Raw genomic sequence first — 17,100 nt, 5'->3', positions numbered from 1 at the left:
ATGAAAGTATTTAATGTACTATTGGCAACTCTATTTATTGCCTTCTATTCTTGTAAACAAAACACTTCTGAAACAACAGAAAAAGTATATACTGTAGATGAACTCACCGAAGCAGCTTACGATATAGTAGGCGATACTCTTTCTGTATCCGGTTTCTGTGCCGATATGTGCCAGGGAGGAGATTGGATTGTATTGCAAGGCAGTGATTCGACAAAAGCTATACAGGCTATTGCAAACAAACAGCTTTCGGCATTCAATTCTGAACTAAAATTCAATAATCTAACGGTAAAAGGCATATTGCACGAAAAAAGAGTAGACAGTCTTTTTCTTGTAGATTGGGAAACAAAACTTGACGAAAGCCTGAAAGGGCCTAATGGTAATCCAGCCGCAGTTGCGCAACTGAAACAGCAAATATCTCAGATATATGACGCTATGCGTGAGAACAGAGAAAAACACGGACGTAACTATTGGAGCCAGTTTACTCTCGAAGTATCCGAATATACTACTGACAAAAAATAATATAGAAGTGAAAAAAATTGGAGCTAAAATCCGTAAATGGAGTAGAACTATCCATCGCGATCTTTCGTTCTTCTTTTCCGGTATAATTGTTATATATGCGATATCCGGTATTGCACTGAATCACAAACGCGATTTCAATCCCAGTTACAGCATTTCTCGTCAGGAACTTACCTTATCCGGTAAGTTCCCGATGGCTCCAAACATAAATGAACAGGCAGTTAATAGTTTACTAAAACAAATTGACGAACAAAATGCTTATGCCAAGCATTACTACTACGAAGAACAAAAAATGAAAGTCTTCCTCAAAGGCGGCTCTTCTCTCGATGTGAATATGAATACAGGGAATGCTATTTATGAAAAACTACAGAAACGTCCTATACTGAATACTTTCAATCGACTACATATGAACCCCAATCGCTGGTGGACATGGTTCTCTGATATATTTGCCATATCGTTGCTTATAATAACTGTTACAGGAATAATTATGTTAAAAGGGCCAAAAGGTTTCTGGGGACGTGGAGGTATCGAATTTGGAATAGGAATACTTATTCCAATACTATTCCTTTTATTCTTACTCTAGTTCTATTCGTTTCCTAAAGAAAGCTACTATCAAAACTTTGCTATTTTGAAGATAAAATAAAACCCTCGAAAGCTTTAAGCACTAATATATCAGAAAGTGTGTCATCACAATTGTCGAGGTCAGATATTGAATATAAATATGAATAATCTCTTAAGCCGGATATTTCTACTTTTTCAGAGTTATTACTAAAATTCAATATTACAACAATAGATTTATTCTCAAAATATCGCCGATATGACAACACTTTAGGATTGCCAGAATCTATGAATTCAAAATCTCCATATTGCAATATGGTATATTTTTTTCTTAACTGTATCAATCCTCTATACAAAGACAGTATAGAATCTCTCCTACCCTCTTCATTTTCTACATTGATGGTTTTATAATTTTTATGCACGGGCAACCATGGTCGTGTTTTACTAAAACCAGCATTTATCTGACTATTCCATTGCATTGGTGTGCGATAAGCATCACGCCCTTTATAAAAAGGATAAAATAATTTCCCATACATATCATGAATCTGACTTCTAGAAATATTTACATTCTCCATTCCTATCTCATCCCCGTAGTAAATAAAAGGAGTCCCCTTTAGTGTAAGAAGAAGCATAGCTCGTACTTTAGCTTTCTCTATTTTATAGAAACTAAACATCCATCTGTTAGTACTACGCCCCAAGTCGTGATTGGAGAAAACAAAACAAGGCCAACCATCTTTAGGTAGAGCCTGATAATAATTTTTTATCATTTCATAATATGCTTTTGCACTCCATCTCGAGAAAAAGGCAGAGAAATCAAAAGCCATATGAAGCATATCTGAACCGTTTCCCTGAAATCTAGCTGTCAGGTCAGGATCACCCGGAGGAGGGCTATATATTTCCCCTACACTTGTTTTATGAGGATATTCATCAAGTATACTGCGAAACTCAGTAAGCACCTCACATACTGATGGACGATTTCGGTTATATACTTTCTTCTTACTAAGGAGAAAACCAATCGGGTTCTTCCTCAAATGCTTATCTTTAAAAATCAAGTTTATAACATCGAGACGAAACCCATCAACACCTAATTCGAGCCAAAAGCGTATAACATCGTACATCTCTGACCTCAACTCGGAATTTCGCCAATTCAGGTCGGGTTGTTCTTTAAAGAACGAATGATAATAATATTCATTGGTGAAAGAATCGTATGTCCATGCACTTTGTCCAAAGTTAGTCATCCAATTATTGGGCTTTTTTCCCAGTTTTGGTGGTTCCCATATATACCAACCTCGTTTAGGATTATTTTTTGAACTTCGGGATTCTAAGAACCATGGATGCTGATCCGACGTATGGTTAAGCACTAAGTCCATTATAACTTTTAGCCCTCTAGAGTGGGCCTGTGCTAATAGCTGCATGAAATCATCTATATTTCCATAGAGAGGATTAATATTTTTGTAGTCTGTTATATCATATCCAGAATCTACCATCGGCGATGGATATATGGGGGATAACCATACTGCATCAATACCCAAGGACACCAGATAATCTAACTTTTGAATTATTCCTTTCAGATCACCAAACCCATCCTCATCCGAATCCATAAAACTTTGGGGATATATATGATACACAACTCCATATTTCCACCAATAAGTTTGCTCAGTATTATTGCTGCTCATCTCCTGCACCAACAGATTGTAACAACTCTTTTATTATAGTATCGGCATCATAATCTTTTGCTCGTTTTGTTGCAGCTGATCTAAACGTTTCATTAAGATCCGAAGACAAATACTCTATTGTTTTCTCCGTCATTTCAGATATTGAATTTACCAGATAACCACATTCATTATCCACAATAATATCTTTAGGCCCTTTCTTATTATATGCTATCACAGGTAACCCACAACTCAACGATTCTAGTACAACATTGCAGAAAGTATCAAATTTGGAAGGTAATAAAAGGACATCGGCAGAAGAGTATATGGCCGGTAGCTTAGACTGATGAACCCAATCGATGAATATTCCATCAGGAATATCCTGTTGCAACTGTTGCAATGCCGGCCCCTTTCCTACTATTACAATTCGTACATCTTTATGTACTTCTTTGACCCGTTTATAAATTGGAGCAAGTTCTAAGACTCCTTTCTCCTTGCTTATTCTTCCCACATAGAGCAAGATTGGCGTATTAGTCTCTACCCCGAACAAAGAAGACTTATCCGATGGCTGAACAGTAAAGCAACTATTGCTCCAATGAGCAGTCTGAAAGACTTTCTGATCCTCAAGATTCATATCCGATCCGGTAAGCCACTTCTTCTGATCTGAGTTGAGTACCAATACCCTGTCAAATGATCTGTAAAAGAAGCGAAGCATACGACGTACCCTGTCCAGATTATGCCCTGTTATTCCCAATGCCTTACGGGCAAACATTAGCCAGTCTGTATGCATATAAAAATTAGCCTCTACGGTATAGGCATGTTTCAGATACAGTCCGCACATCCCCATAATACCTTCAGTAGAACATATGATACGATCATATTCTCCCTTAAGAAAGAGATTATGTAATTCTACAAAATTGGGGATATTAATTTTTTGATCTTTATAGATAGGTGTTGTAAATTCTCCAATAGGCTTTAATACAATCAGATTATCGTCAGGCACAACTTCGTTACTACATGTAAGAATATCTATAGAAAGTCCTTTTATTTTTATTTGCTCATGCATTTCGTGCAGAAACATAGACACTCCATTCTTATCTCCGAATGTATCAGTTAGCCAAAGGATTCTTTTAGGCTGTTCAAATTTCTTCAATTGTTCAGAAAATCGTCGTAAAAAAGGACGAGTATGAAACATTGTCTTTGCGCTGGTAAAGTGTGCAGCTAGAATAAATACTGAAGCAAAAAACGGGAATGAGAGACCATCCAAAAATTTAGAAATATCGATAGAAGAGTTATTATTACTCTTATCTATATATGAACGAATGCTTATCGGAAGTTCTAAGCTCTCGATAATAGAGTCTAACGATTTCTCTCCAATTTTATCATCTAGATGCAAATTAGTTATCTTCTTATCTAAGCGATTAGCCAACAAATCATTCAATTGGTTATTGATAGTCAGTATCGAGTTATAATATCCGTCTACCACATCTTTATCAGTTGTCCCTTTCCCTATTTCTGCTATTTTCACAGCCTCTTCGAATATTGGTTTATAATGTGATGGAAGGAGCAGTTTTTTGAAAAAAGAGGGCTTCTCTCCCATCATACAATTATAGAATAACCTGATGAAAGACATTGTCACTTTATGTTTTTGCACCTCACTAAACATATTGGAAGCCATGAATGAAACGACCTTATCCGACATATCTCCTTTATGCAAAAGCATGCGTATAAGCCCTGGATCTTTATAATTGAGGGCTATTTGACAAACATAATTGAGAAATGCAATAGTCAGTTTCTCAGTATTCTGATGTGCACCGAAGGGAGCAATATTACCATTGCGCAAGGCTTCTAGTACCAGTTCCGATTTAGATACGGTTTGCATCCTGCTCTTGAGATCAGGCACATAGAGATAAGACCCTGTCATCCCTGCAAATATCCCCATATGACTATCAGAACCTCCAGTCAAACTCTTTTTATATGGATCGACGCAATATATTGAGGGATCTATCCCAAATTCTTTCGAATATTTTGCAACTTGTTCTTCATCTACTTGATCTATCCATTCTTTCACTAACATATTCTGCCATGTATCTCTCTGTCCGTTGAGTGTTTCAAATCGTTCGAATATCAACATCATCTTATCAAAGAAATCTTTTGGGGGCATTTTCTTTACAGAATAATGGTAAAGGGGGTGTGCCCAAACTGTGGGAATATTATGTATGCGAGTATATTGCAAAAAGAGGTAAACATTTTTCCTCAATTTGTTTAGTTGTACTTCCTGATCGGGAGTAAAACCATAAGTTAAAACATGTATTCCTATTTCAAAGTCCGGTACCCAGCAACTAAATTCTGCAGCAGTGAGCACATCAACCCCTTTGTCTTGTAATATATAGCACGAACGTGCATTATTGTGATTTGTTATAGTTAAAGCGTCACATCCGTTTTTCTCCAATTCTTGTAGTAGACGTTCACTCGAAAGCCATGTTTCAGGGACACGCAAAATACGTCCTATCAGTTCATCCGGAACATCGCTATTATAATCGTGGCAATGAAGGTCTATCTTAAGTATATCTTCCTTGGGGAATCTATTCTCCTGAATTGATAAAAATTTATCCAATTCATTCTTTAAATTTTCTTGAAATTTCATATTCATAAATACTTTTTTTCATCCTTATCAAAAGTATTATCAATCAATTACAATACAGTTAAGCGGTTGTTGCATTTATATTAAATACAACAAAGGGGAATATAGCTTTGAATTCAGAAGAGTAGCAGCAGAATTATCTGCTATTCAGGTGTTACTCATTCCAAGTATTAAATTTATCTTCAATACAGACAAAGAGGATTTAGTAATTTATAAATCACTAAACCCTCTTGAAACTCTTATAATATGTAATATTCTGTCCTAATATAAATTACAACGAAAACAGAAACTTTTTCAATCTTATCAAAACTATATAATTAGCTATTGTGGCATTGATAAAGAATAAGGTTTATCTTCAACCTGAACGCCCCTTTCCTTCTCAGGATTTTTCGACATTTGATAATTTATATTGGCTCCATCCATTAAATCTTCATGAGTGATAAAGTTTTTTAAATATGGTTTACCATTTACACTCATAGTTCTTATATATCTATTCGATTTACTGTTATTGTTTGCCGTTATACCTATTTGTTTACCGTTCTCTAAAGTGATAGTAACATTCTCAAACAAAGGGGAACCAAGGGCGTATTGATTCGTTCCAGGGCAAACAGGATAAAACCCAAGAGCAGAAAACACATACCAGGCAGATGTCTGACCATTGTCTTCATCCCCACAATATCCATCCGGTGCAGCAGTATATAGCCTATCCATAACTTCGCGTGCCCAATATTGTGTTTTCCAAGGTTGCCTTGCCCAATCGTAAAGGTATATCATATGCTGAATAGGCTGGTTACCATGCGCATAATTACCCATATTCATTATCATCATTTCGGTTATTTCATGTATCTGATATCCATAATAACTATCATCGAATATAGGTGGAACAATAAAAATAGAGTCCAGCATTTGGGTAAACCGGTCTTCACCTCCCATAAGATTTATCAAACCTTGTACATCATGGAAAACACTCCATGTATAATGCCAGCTATTACCTTCGGTAAATGCGTCACCCCATTTATAAGGACTAAACGGCTCTTGAAAACTTCCATCTTTGTTGCGTCCTCGCATCAGGTTTGTTGTAGGATCGAATACATTTCTGTAATTTAATGCTCGTGAAGCCCATTTATCTAATTCTTCCTGTGGCCTTCCTAACTTTTTGGCTAATTGAAGAATGCACCAATCGTTATAAGCATATTCTAGCGTACGAGCAGCATTTTCATTAATATTAACATCATATGGCACATAACCTAAAGTATTATAATATTCATGTCCCAATCTGCCTGTCGAACTAACACTCGGATATACATTCTCTGTTCCATGTAGAAGAGCATCATACAATACCTTAAGGTCTTGTCCTGTGACTCCTTTAATCGCAGCATCAGCGACCACAGAAGCTGAGTTATTTCCTATCATACAATCCCTGTGTCCGGGGCTAGCCCATTCGGGTAAAAAACCACTCTCTTTAGCAACATTTTCCAAACCTTGTTGTATTTCCTGATTGACAGAAGGGTAAACAAGGTTAAGCAAAGGAAAAAGACTACGAAATGTATCCCAAAAGCCTGTATCGGTATACATATATCCCGGAAGGACTTTTCCATTATAAGGACTATAATGCAGAACTTCACCTGCTTCCGTTATTTCATAAAACTTGCGTGGAAATAAAAGACTTCGGTATAAACAAGAGTAGAATGTACGATATTGTTCATCAGTACCCCCTTCAACCTTTATACGCCCTAAAACATCATCCCATCGTTGCTGAGCAATATCCTTTACTTCATCAAATTTGTGTCCGCTTACTTCTTTCAGATTAGTATATGCTTGCTCCGTACTTATGAATGAAGATGCTATACGAACATTAACTTGTTGGCCTCGCTTTGTATCAAAACCAATTATTGCTCCGGCATGATTACCTTTATACTCAGTAGATTCTGTGACAATATCTCCTCCATCTTTCCATACATTGGCAACAGTAAAAGGAGTATCAAATTCTATGACAAACCAATTACAGAAATTGTCTGGAACACCTCCGCTGTTTCTTGTAGTATAACCTTCTATCGTGTTTTTATCAGGAATAATCTTTATGTAAGAACCTTTATCGAAAGCATCTATAACAACTGCACTTTCATTACTTTCTGGAAAAGTAAATCTCATAATAGCAGCCCGTTCCGTAGGAGCTACTTCTGCCATTATATTATGACTACCTAAATATACACTGTAGTAATAGGGCTTAGCTATCTCGGACTTATGAGAAAATTTACTTTTACGGCTATCTTGATCTATTTTATTTCGTCCATTGACAGGCATTATAGCAAACTGTCCATAATCGTTTATCCAAGGACTCGGCTGATGCGTTTGTTTCAATCCTCGTATCTCACTTTCAGCATAATTATATACCCATCCATCACCCATTTTACCTGTTTGAGGAGTCCAGAAATTCATTCCCCAAGGCACTGCTGTAGCCGGATAAGTATTGCCTGTAGATAGAGAAAATGTAGAAAGTGTACCTACGAGCGTACTCACATAATCTGATGGACGAGTTTCATCTTGTTTTACTTTTGTAGAATCTGTACTACAAGACAGATTTATAAAAGAGATAAAAACAATCAACAAAAGAGATAAGTATATTTTTCTCATAATATCAGCATTTTAAGATATAGAATTTAAGATATCAAGTTTTCCTTCATTGACCAGCTTTATTATAAGTTCCCCGAAAAGTGTATTTTGCCAGGCAAACCACTCTCTTGTAAAGTCATCAGGATTATCTTTATTAAAAGACTCATGTATAAAGCCTTTGCCTGCATCAGTATTCAATATAAGTTTTATACAATCTTTAATTTCCTCATCACTTTGTGAAGTAAAGGCTCGCATCATAATACTCATAGGCCATATCATATCATATCTGCCAATATGAGGGCTTCCAATACCTTCTCCTGCTAGTCCTTTAAAGAAATAGGGGTTTTCTTGACTGAGTACAAAACGACGTGTATTTTGATAGATAGGATCGTTAACATCTATATCTCCGAGATAAGGCATCGCAAGTAAACTAGGCACATTCGGATCATCCATCAAATAATAATTACCAAAGCCATCAACTTCATATGCATATATAGTACCATACTCAGGATGTTTGTATGTCGCATATTTTTTGAGAGCTGTTTCCACCTCTTCTGCCAAAGCAGAACATTGTTGGGCAAGTTTATAGTCTCCATTGACGGATGTAAGAACTTCTGACGCTTTTCTCAATGAAGTCACAGCCATAAAATTGGATGGAATAAGGAATTCGTAAGTAGTAGCATCATCTGAAGGTCTGAACGAAGAAGCAATCAGCCCAACCGGCCTAACAGGATTCCCCCAACCTCGATTATTCTTAGTATCAAGTTGACGATCTGTTATCCGCAAGAAGAAATATTCTCCGGGATTTTCCTTACGCTGCTGCTCCCGCATTGTCTTCAAAACATTCTGAATAGCTTTTATCCAATTATTGTCAAATACATTTGTGTCTCCTGTCGTCTTCCAATATTCATAAGCTAAGCGAATAGGATAACAATGTGAATCTATCTCCCATTTACGCTCATAAACTAACGGATTTGCTTCTTCATTAGTTACATCACTGTTCCAGCGACTATTTTCAATATATCCATCATTAAAGGCATTGGCATAAGGGTCTATTGTCAGGCAGATAAACTGACGATTTATAACGCCTGCTAACATTTGTTTCAGTTCAGGATCTTGATTTGCAAATTGAACGTAAGGCCATACCTGAGCTCCTGAATCACGCAGCCACATTGCATGAATATCTCCTGTGTAAACAAAAGTATCGGGTTTTCCGTCTTTGATACGATAATGCACTGTAGTTTCAAGCGTATTAGGAAAACAGTTAGTAAACATCCACTTCAGTTTAGGATTGTTCAATAACCCAGATATACGATTTATTTCGTTCTCAATAGCTTGTGAGGAGAATAACCGCTCTCCGACAGGTTTACGTTGAGATACATAACTTGTCGCCATTTGGCCATTTACACTCAATGTTCCCTGTAAAATGAGGAGAGAGAAGGATATGATATATAATTTAAATCTCATGTTATAATGTCTTAGCAAGAATGTACAATTAGCGATTCCTATAAAAAACTATACTTATAATAAATATTATTCAAACCATACTGTAGGATTGGCTCCCATCTCTAATTCGAGAATTCCACCAGCAGATAAGTCTGTAAAATTTATATAAGCCTGCTTATATAGATTGTTATTCAATTTTATTCTCTGAATATACTTATTTTCTTTAGAATTATTGACAACTTTTATAGTTAATGATTTGCCATTACCTACATTTATTATTGCTTCGTCAATTATAGGCGATCCAAAGAAGTAACGACCACCGGCCGGTTCTACTTGATATAGTCCTAACGCAGACAAAACATACCATGCCGACATTTGTCCTACATCTTCATTTCCTGACAATCCATCTGGTTTATCATGATAAAGGGTTGAAAGTACCTGTCTTACAAGATCAGCAGTTTTTCCCGGCCGGCCTGTCATAGTATACAGGTAAAGTACATGATGGCTGGGTTCATTCCCGTGTGCATACTGACCTATTAGACCACTGATATCAGGAGAAGCCTCCTTACCTAAATTCCCCTCAACAGTAAAAAGAGAATCGAGTTTATTATGAAAATTCTCCTGCGAACCAAAAAGTCCCATTAAGCCTTCAATATCGTGTGGTACCAACCATGTATATTGCCAGGCATTACCTTCTGTATAGTCATCTTCTCGATGTGTAGAACGAAAGGCATCGAAAGGTGTACGCCATTTCCCATCAGAGGAAAGTCCCCTTAAAAAAGATGTTTCTGTATCAAAATAGTATTTATAAGCTCTGCTCCTATCATTGAAATATTGGTAGTCTATCTTTTTCCCGTTTCGTTGAGCAACTTGAGCTAAGGACCAGTCAGCCAAAGCATATTCGAGACATGTGGCCACAGACTCATTATATTTATCGAAAGGGATATAACCATATTTCTTATACAGATCTAATCCTCGTTCATCGAGCATAGCAGAAGCTTTCATTGCTTCGTATGCTAATTCTGAATCGAAACCATTAAAGCCCTTTAATATGGCATCAGCCACAACCGGTATAGCAGGATTGCCTACCATACAGTCTGTTTCACATCCCATCAGATGCCAAACAGGTAGTTTCCCTTGCTGCTTATAGATATGCAGCATAGTATTTATTATGTCATTCACCTTTTCGGGATGAATTATAGTCATCAGTGGATGTGCAGCACGATAAGTGTCCCATAGTGAAAAAGTTGTATAATTAGTAAAGCCTTCATTTCTATGATAATTTCCATCTGCACCCCTGTAGTCACCATTGACATCACAGAAAACTGATGGTGCTATCATTGTATGATAGAGCGCTGTGTAAAAAATCCTTTTTACGCTTTCATCTTCCGTTTTTATCTTTATTTTAGACAACTCTTCATTCCATGCGCTATATGCATTTTTCTTAGTTAACTCAAAATCCCAGTCTGGGAGTTCTGCCTTTATATTCTGTTTTGCATTTTCGATACTGACCGGAGACAAAGCTACTTTAATATAAACAGGTGCTGAGCCAATGGATGATCCAAAACAAGCCTCTCCGTATACCTGCTGTGAAGTATAAACAGAACCTTCTTTAGGAGTATTTTTATCGTATATCTGGAATTTTTCGAATGGATGAGAGAACTCGGCAACAAAATATATTCGCTGATCTTTAGCCCAGCCTTTCGAGTAACGATATCCGGCAATAGTACGATTATCTAACACATGCAGGTTACCTTCTATAGGAGCATCCCAACATGTACCATTTTCCAAATCAATAACTACACGGGCATCATCAGCATTTTCCGGAAAAGAATACTTATGAAAACCAACTCTTTTTGTAGTTGTCAGTTCCACACCGACCTTATAACGGTCTAAAAATGTAGCATAATAGCCAGGAGCAAAATGCTCATTTACTCGGCTGAAATAAGACCACATTCCTGTATCATAACTATCATTTGTTCCTCGATTGTGATTAACAGCCCCTGTTGTGGGCATCAGGACAATATCACTTAAATCACCAATTCCCGTACCACTAAGGTGTAAATGACTAAAACCTATCACAGTAGTATCAGAAATATGGTATCCCGAAGTCCAATCCCAAGTTTGCGGAATACTGGTTGGCCCTAACTGTACAAGTCCAAAAGGAACATTTGCTCCCATAAAAACATGTCCATGCCCACCTGTTCCAATACGTTGGTCTACATATTGTGCAAAATCGGATTCTTCAGGATGACTATTCATTCCCTTACAAGAAGAGACAAGCATAACCATACCAAAAAATAGATAGCCTAAAGATTTCCTTAAAACATAAATATAATCTGGTTTCATTTCATCATTATAAATTGACATATTAATCTAATAAATAGACTTTTACAACCCATCCTTATTCTTGATAGAAAAGGAGTATTATGTGTTTAAAGAATACCCCTGCAAATATGCAGGGGTATTGAATAAGTAATTTATATTATTTTACAACAATTCCTGTTGTCTTATCAAAATTAGCATTCGTTGTAATAGCAAGGGTACCACCATCATACGCAGCTTTCTGTGCAGCAGTCACATAAATGAACTTCAAGTTGCCACTGTTACGATTGCAATTAAGAGATGTTAGTGCAGGACATCTAGTAACATCAATCCATTCCACTTCATCATAAGATGCAGTTGAAGTATGAGCTAATGAAAGGCTTGTTAATTTACTACTCGACGCTGTAAACGACTTAGCTCTATTTGTATTATTGTAATAATTATACAAATAAGTTATAGAACGAGATGTCAGAGAAAGATCTCCTAAGATGAGTTCTTCCAGAGGCAAATAATTGCTTGTCAGGGTCGTAATTTTAGTATTTTTACTCAGATCCAGTTTCCTTACATTCACATATTGCAAAGACAGAGATGTTAAGTTAACAAAGCGTTCAATTCCTTCCACAGACTCCATTGCTGAATAAGAACTAGAGCCAAATGACAAAGATGTCGCAGTATAACCCAAATAAGTCATATAATACTTACTATCTTTAGCAACAATGTATCCGAGAGAAACCAGACGATCGGCAAAGACTTTGTCTGGAACACTAAATAATTCGGGATTCGGATCTACTTGAGATATATTTATCACAGCAGATGTTCCTGATATAGGAGACAGCGTTACAATCCCATTACGAGTCCAAGCTCCGGCTGCACAAGTAATTTCAAAAGTTTTTGTTATAACATCAGTACCCGATGAAGATGTCTCTACAGCACTTATCCATGCAGCATTAGCTGTCGTTATAGAAGTACTAAAATTGACGTTTGCACTTGCTGTTACAGTTACTTTTCCTCCTTCTACACCAAATTCATAGTCAGATGTTCCTGTTATTATAACTCCAGTAAATTTAGTCTGAGTTACAACAAAAGATTTCTCAAAATCAGTTCCTTTAAACATCGTAATAGTCACAGGTCTATCATAGAACGTTTTGTTCGCATCAAAAACAAACTGTACCCATTTCGTTTCCGAATTATCTTTCTCTGCACGTATCGATACCCAATCCTCTGATATTTCAGTATTAAAAACATCAAGATTAGTATTTACCTTTACAGTCATCCGTCCCCCAATGTTACTCATCGTATAAGTATCACTCAAGTTTATGAACTCAACTACTCCTTCAGGAAACTGTTTCACTGTAAATTTCTTAGCAGCATCGCCACAAATGAAAAATAAGTTCACTTCTCTGTATTCTCCTGTATTATTTTTTTCAGCAGTAAAAGTCACTGTTGTTCCTGTATTGCCTTTAGTAACAGAAGGAGTGCACCAAGAAACATCTCCGGTTAGTTTCCAGTCGGCCGTAGATGTTACAGTAATAGTATTTTGAGCTCCTTCTGAGACGTTACCCTGCACATCTAAAATAATAGCTTCAGCACTCAGAGAGAGATTTTGGTTTTCAAAGCTGCCTGTATTATCATTATCGTCACTACAGCTTATAAGAAACGCTGCTAACGATATTAATATAATTAATAACTTTTTCATACAATAATCATTTTTTAGATATAGAATATTACCATTCTACAGGATAGCTTTTCCCTGTATAATAAAGCTCATCTTTGAACATTGTACTCGCAATAGTCCTCAATGCCGGAAGTCCGAATGAGTTCCAGTTACTGCGATGTTCACTCAAAGCAAATACCATAATACCTCCCCAGTTACCACTGACAATAGTCGATGGAGAACCTGTGCTTTGTAATGCAAACTCATATGGTCTTGGCATTCCTTGCTTAGTAGTTGATCCGGGGAAGTTTCCTACACCAATTGTACTACCATAATTGGAAATATAGAAGTCAACATACTCTCCGGATTTAACACCATCAATCTCATTTAAAGATGAAATGGTAGAATAAGCAAATACCATATTTAATTTATCGGGCATGGCTCTCTTTGTTTCAAAAATAAGCCTTGATGCATTGGCTTTGCTCGCAGAAGAAAATCCTGGAATAGATGCATTAGCCGAAGTATATTCATCATCCCAAAAGACACCATCAAGGCCATAAGCTTCTATAGCCGGCTTCAATTGAGAATTAACAAATTCAATGGCCGTAGCTTCTTGTAGATGAGATACTCCTGCCGGATCATGATTACCCATAAGCCCAAGGATAACTTTTATACCCATATCTTGTAGTGGCTTTATGTATCTGTCTCTATTATTCAGTATAGCCCCAACACTATTGTTAGTATGAAGATATACCTTACCACTAGAAGCATTATAATTTAAGTTTCCTGAGAATAAGATTACATAATCGAAAAGAGGTTTACCTTCATTAGAAAGAAAGAATTCACAATGAATACGAGGGTCTACATCTCCGGTTTCCATACAACTAACAACTTTATAGCCTGCACTTTTTTCAGGATTAAGACGTTCTCCTTGTGCTACAACAAAGAAGATGTATTGTTTTTGAGAATCTGTCAGCTTCACTTCACCATCATTTGTTGATATACGTAAAGGTATAGCATAAGTCTTTCCTTCAACAAGATCAGCCGATGATGAAATTGTTATATTTATTGGTTCGGAAGTCGTATATCCCGGAGGAATAACAATATCTCCACTTTGACCAATAGTGACTAAAGATGCCGGCAACATTGGATAGTTCTGATTGTTGGTACTGTTATAAACAGCAAGAATACTTTCATCAACAGAAATCTTCATATCCACAGCATGATTCATAGCCTTAGTCAGACCTATTTGTACTTTCCTGACTACATTTGTTTGATACAAATCGACTAGCCTCTCTGATGGAGCAATAGCATTTTTGATATACCCATACGGACTGTTTACGGCTTCATATTTTCCGTAATCTCCGGTTGTAACCACGACATCATCAGTGCATGACATCACGAACGACATTATTGCCATTATACTGGGTACAAGTATATATGTTTTGAATATTTTATAATGTTTCATTTCTTGATAATTTTTATTAATAGACATTATTCTTCAGGTAACGACACGCTGGTCCATTTCAATGCCGAATTTGCCGTAATAGAAGAGTTATTGCCACTATAATCGGTTATAGTATTACCATTACCCTCATCAAATTTCCAATAAGCAACAAGTCCCTCTGCATCTGAGGTTACACCATACATATAAGTAGTAATCTCGTCCTGTGTCCGGGCTTTATTCCATACACGTGTTTCTGCAATCATTCCCGGCCACCAGCGATTGGAATTATATGAATATCCAATATAGCAGCTAGACGCAAGATTAACTGTTCCACTAGAGGCTGTACTAGTTGATTTCAACACACCATCAATATATATCTTAATAAGATTTGACGAATCGTATGTTACAGCTAAATGGAACCATCTTCCGACAGGAGCTTTTGTACGATCATTCGCATTATCCGGATATTTACCAGATCCTTTTACGACCATTATTTGTCCTGCTTCGAAGGTGTCGCCAAGGCGGATCAAGAAACCATTTTCTACTCCGAAGAATGTCATAATATGACTATCAGATCCATCTCTTTCAGCTTGGCGTAGATATAGCATACTCTCTATAGTTATCTCGCTCATTCCGCTAACAAGTGAACTGTTGCCCCATTTTACAGGGAAATAATTCTCTTCGATGTCTCCTGCCCAGTTGATAAGAGCTCCTCCTTTAAATAAATAATAATGTGTACGGGCACTTTCTACCAGCTGCATACCAGCATTGGCTATAGTAACAGGTAATACATATACAGTATTACGATCAAGCTGATTGATATCATTAAATTCAATATCTATATCAGTAGAGCGTACACTTTCCTTCGCTATCTTCACATTTGCTTTTGATATAGTGTAATAGTCGGAAGGAAGTATTACTGCATTGTCTGAGAATATATTATTATAAGACCCAACAAGAGATGCATCAGCTTTGAAGGTAAACTCAACATCCTGTGTAGCTGGTTTTGGAACAACTATATTCAAAGAAGCAGAATATGTAGATACATCAGGCTTAATTAAATATGTGGTCAGTTTAGAATCTGAATTAATATATGCCTTGCTCTCAAAATTTTCAAAATCTTCTTTACAGGAGAATAGCATAATAGTCAATAGACATAATATGCATATTTTTATTTTATTCATATCTTTCATTTTTTTGGTGAAGGATTCATTGTACTAATAGCATTCCGTATGTTTTGATAACTATTACCTGAGTTGTAATAATCATTCTGTACGTTCAATATACCCAATCCTGCTTTAGTAAATTTCGATTCATATGTAACAATCCACTCGGCTGCTAAAGGAATACAAGAGACTAATTCATTCTCTGTATTGTAATAGTAGCCTGTCTTTAGATCTGTCGGATCAAGAGACTTCGTAGATACTGTTATAACAAAGCGATCAGTAGGTACTCCATCTTCGATAGAAAGAAGAACTTCGTAACTAAGCCCTGAAGCATATTTTAAAGATTCGGTACGAATTACAATAAACTTAGCTTCTTTTAGGATAGATTTGTCTGTAAGGTTCTGAGGATATCCTTCGAATATAAATAATTTATTAGAGTTCTGACTAACCCATCCGCTTACCTTCGACATAAATGCATTCTCTCTAGCCAAATATGCTTTTTTAGCAGCTTCAGTCAAATGAGTTGTTTTCATTCCATAAAAGAGGACAGAAATTCCATCGTAATTATACTTATCAATGATTGAGAGCTTCTTGTTCACAAATTCCTCGGCATATGCCAAAAATCCATCGACAGTCTCATCTCCCGTTTCTCCGTTTTGCAAAAGATATTGCTCATATTCTTTCTCCAGATCAGGATAGCTTATAGTGAAAACAAATTTCATCCCTTTATTTTCACGAACACTTTTCATATCAGAAATTACCCAAGAAGATAATTCTTCCGGATTTGTTAAGTTCACCACATCCACACTATCCGGTATCGCATTTATACGTTGCCCTCTACTATTAGGCATATCCTTAATATTGTCAAACCAAACATATGTCATTTTATGGTCTATATTTCGGTATGCACGAAGATTACTCAGATACTGAGCATAAAGTTCCGGATTATCTTTTTCTATATCAGCCTCTACCAGATCGAGACTTTCGGTTTCAGTCCAATCACTACAAGCGGTAAAGACTAACAAGAGACTAAAAACAGTATATATAACTTTGGATTTAAGCATTTTATTCATGACTTA

11 protein-coding genes are annotated in these 17,100 nt (G+C 36.5%); 2 read left to right on the top strand and 9 right to left on the bottom strand.

Going from position 1 to position 17,100, the window contains the following annotated elements:
• Complete coding sequence (locus BGC7_RS00875) at window positions 1-519, top strand: hypothetical protein (protein ID WP_050699660.1); 519 nt, start codon at window positions 1-3, stop codon at window positions 517-519.
• Window position 520: 1 nt separating this feature from the next.
• Window positions 521-1,099, top strand: a complete 579-nt coding sequence (locus tag BGC7_RS00870) for a PepSY-associated TM helix domain-containing protein (RefSeq protein WP_050699766.1) — start codon at window positions 521-523, stop codon at window positions 1,097-1,099.
• A 40-nt stretch (window positions 1,100-1,139) separates the two neighbouring features.
• Here BGC7_RS00870 and BGC7_RS00865 read toward each other — a convergent pair whose 3' ends face one another.
• The 9 genes from BGC7_RS00865 to BGC7_RS00825 all read right to left on the bottom strand — a co-directional run bounded on the left by BGC7_RS00865 (window position 1,140) and on the right by BGC7_RS00825 (window position 17,094).
• Window positions 1,140-2,750, bottom strand: coding sequence for a glycoside hydrolase family 13 protein (locus BGC7_RS00865; RefSeq protein ID WP_050699659.1), 1,611 nt, complete (start codon window positions 2,748-2,750; stop codon window positions 1,140-1,142).
• Entirely contained in the window at window positions 2,737-5,373 is a 2,637-nt protein-coding gene (locus tag BGC7_RS00860) for a glycosyltransferase (protein WP_185112927.1), read from the bottom strand. Before BGC7_RS00860 ends, BGC7_RS00865 begins: the two co-directional genes overlap by 14 nt.
• 318 nt (window positions 5,374-5,691) lie before the next feature.
• Entirely contained in the window at window positions 5,692-8,004 is a 2,313-nt protein-coding gene (locus BGC7_RS00855) for a GH92 family glycosyl hydrolase (RefSeq protein WP_050699657.1), read from the bottom strand.
• Between the two features lie 12 nt (window positions 8,005-8,016).
• Entirely contained in the window at window positions 8,017-9,450 is a 1,434-nt protein-coding gene (locus BGC7_RS00850) for a glycoside hydrolase family 125 protein (RefSeq protein WP_050699656.1), read from the bottom strand.
• A gap of 66 nt (window positions 9,451-9,516) precedes the next feature.
• Complete coding sequence (locus BGC7_RS00845) at window positions 9,517-11,799, bottom strand: GH92 family glycosyl hydrolase (RefSeq protein ID WP_369799066.1); 2,283 nt, start codon at window positions 11,797-11,799, stop codon at window positions 9,517-9,519.
• 115 nt (window positions 11,800-11,914) lie between these two features.
• Window positions 11,915-13,450 carry a BACON domain-containing protein gene (locus tag BGC7_RS00840; RefSeq protein WP_050699655.1) on the bottom strand — a complete coding sequence of 512 codons (1,536 nt, stop codon included), beginning with the start codon at window positions 13,448-13,450 and terminating at the stop codon, window positions 11,915-11,917.
• A 28-nt stretch (window positions 13,451-13,478) separates the two neighbouring features.
• Entirely contained in the window at window positions 13,479-14,876 is a 1,398-nt protein-coding gene (locus BGC7_RS00835) for a BT_3987 domain-containing protein (RefSeq protein WP_157258607.1), read from the bottom strand.
• A 26-nt stretch (window positions 14,877-14,902) separates the two neighbouring features.
• On the bottom strand, window positions 14,903-16,039 hold the full coding sequence (locus BGC7_RS00830; RefSeq protein WP_185112926.1) for a DUF1735 and LamG domain-containing protein: 1,137 nt from the start codon (window positions 16,037-16,039) through the stop codon (window positions 14,903-14,905).
• A gap of 5 nt (window positions 16,040-16,044) precedes the next feature.
• The gene (locus tag BGC7_RS00825) at window positions 16,045-17,094 is read right to left on the bottom strand and encodes a glycoside hydrolase family 18 (RefSeq protein WP_050699652.1); all 1,050 of its coding nucleotides are present in this window, start codon (window positions 17,092-17,094) and stop codon (window positions 16,045-16,047) included.
• Window positions 17,095-17,100: the final 6 nt, after the last annotated feature.

The sequence above is a fragment of the Dysgonomonas sp. BGC7 genome (genome assembly GCF_001261735.1).
Lineage (GTDB): Bacteria > Bacteroidota > Bacteroidia > Bacteroidales > Dysgonomonadaceae > Dysgonomonas.
This window is presented reverse-complemented; position numbering and strand designations above follow the sequence as displayed.

Coding starts and splice junctions, on each gene's coding strand:
- BGC7_RS00875 (WP_050699660.1), top strand. CDS start 1: ATGAAAGTATTTAATGTACTATTGGCAACTCTATTTATTGCCTTCTAT.
- BGC7_RS00865 (WP_050699659.1), bottom strand. CDS start 2,750: ATGAGCAGCAATAATACTGAGCAAACTTATTGGTGGAAATATGGAGTT.
- BGC7_RS00860 (WP_185112927.1), bottom strand. CDS start 5,373: ATGAAATTTCAAGAAAATTTAAAGAATGAATTGGATAAATTTTTATCA.
- BGC7_RS00855 (WP_050699657.1), bottom strand. CDS start 8,004: ATGAGAAAAATATACTTATCTCTTTTGTTGATTGTTTTTATCTCTTTT.
- BGC7_RS00850 (WP_050699656.1), bottom strand. CDS start 9,450: ATGAGATTTAAATTATATATCATATCCTTCTCTCTCCTCATTTTACAG.
- BGC7_RS00845 (WP_369799066.1), bottom strand. CDS start 11,799: ATGTCAATTTATAATGATGAAATGAAACCAGATTATATTTATGTTTTA.
- BGC7_RS00840 (WP_050699655.1), bottom strand. CDS start 13,450: ATGAAAAAGTTATTAATTATATTAATATCGTTAGCAGCGTTTCTTATA.
- BGC7_RS00835 (WP_157258607.1), bottom strand. CDS start 14,876: ATGAAACATTATAAAATATTCAAAACATATATACTTGTACCCAGTATA.
- BGC7_RS00830 (WP_185112926.1), bottom strand. CDS start 16,039: ATGAATAAAATAAAAATATGCATATTATGTCTATTGACTATTATGCTA.
- BGC7_RS00825 (WP_050699652.1), bottom strand. CDS start 17,094: ATGAATAAAATGCTTAAATCCAAAGTTATATATACTGTTTTTAGTCTC.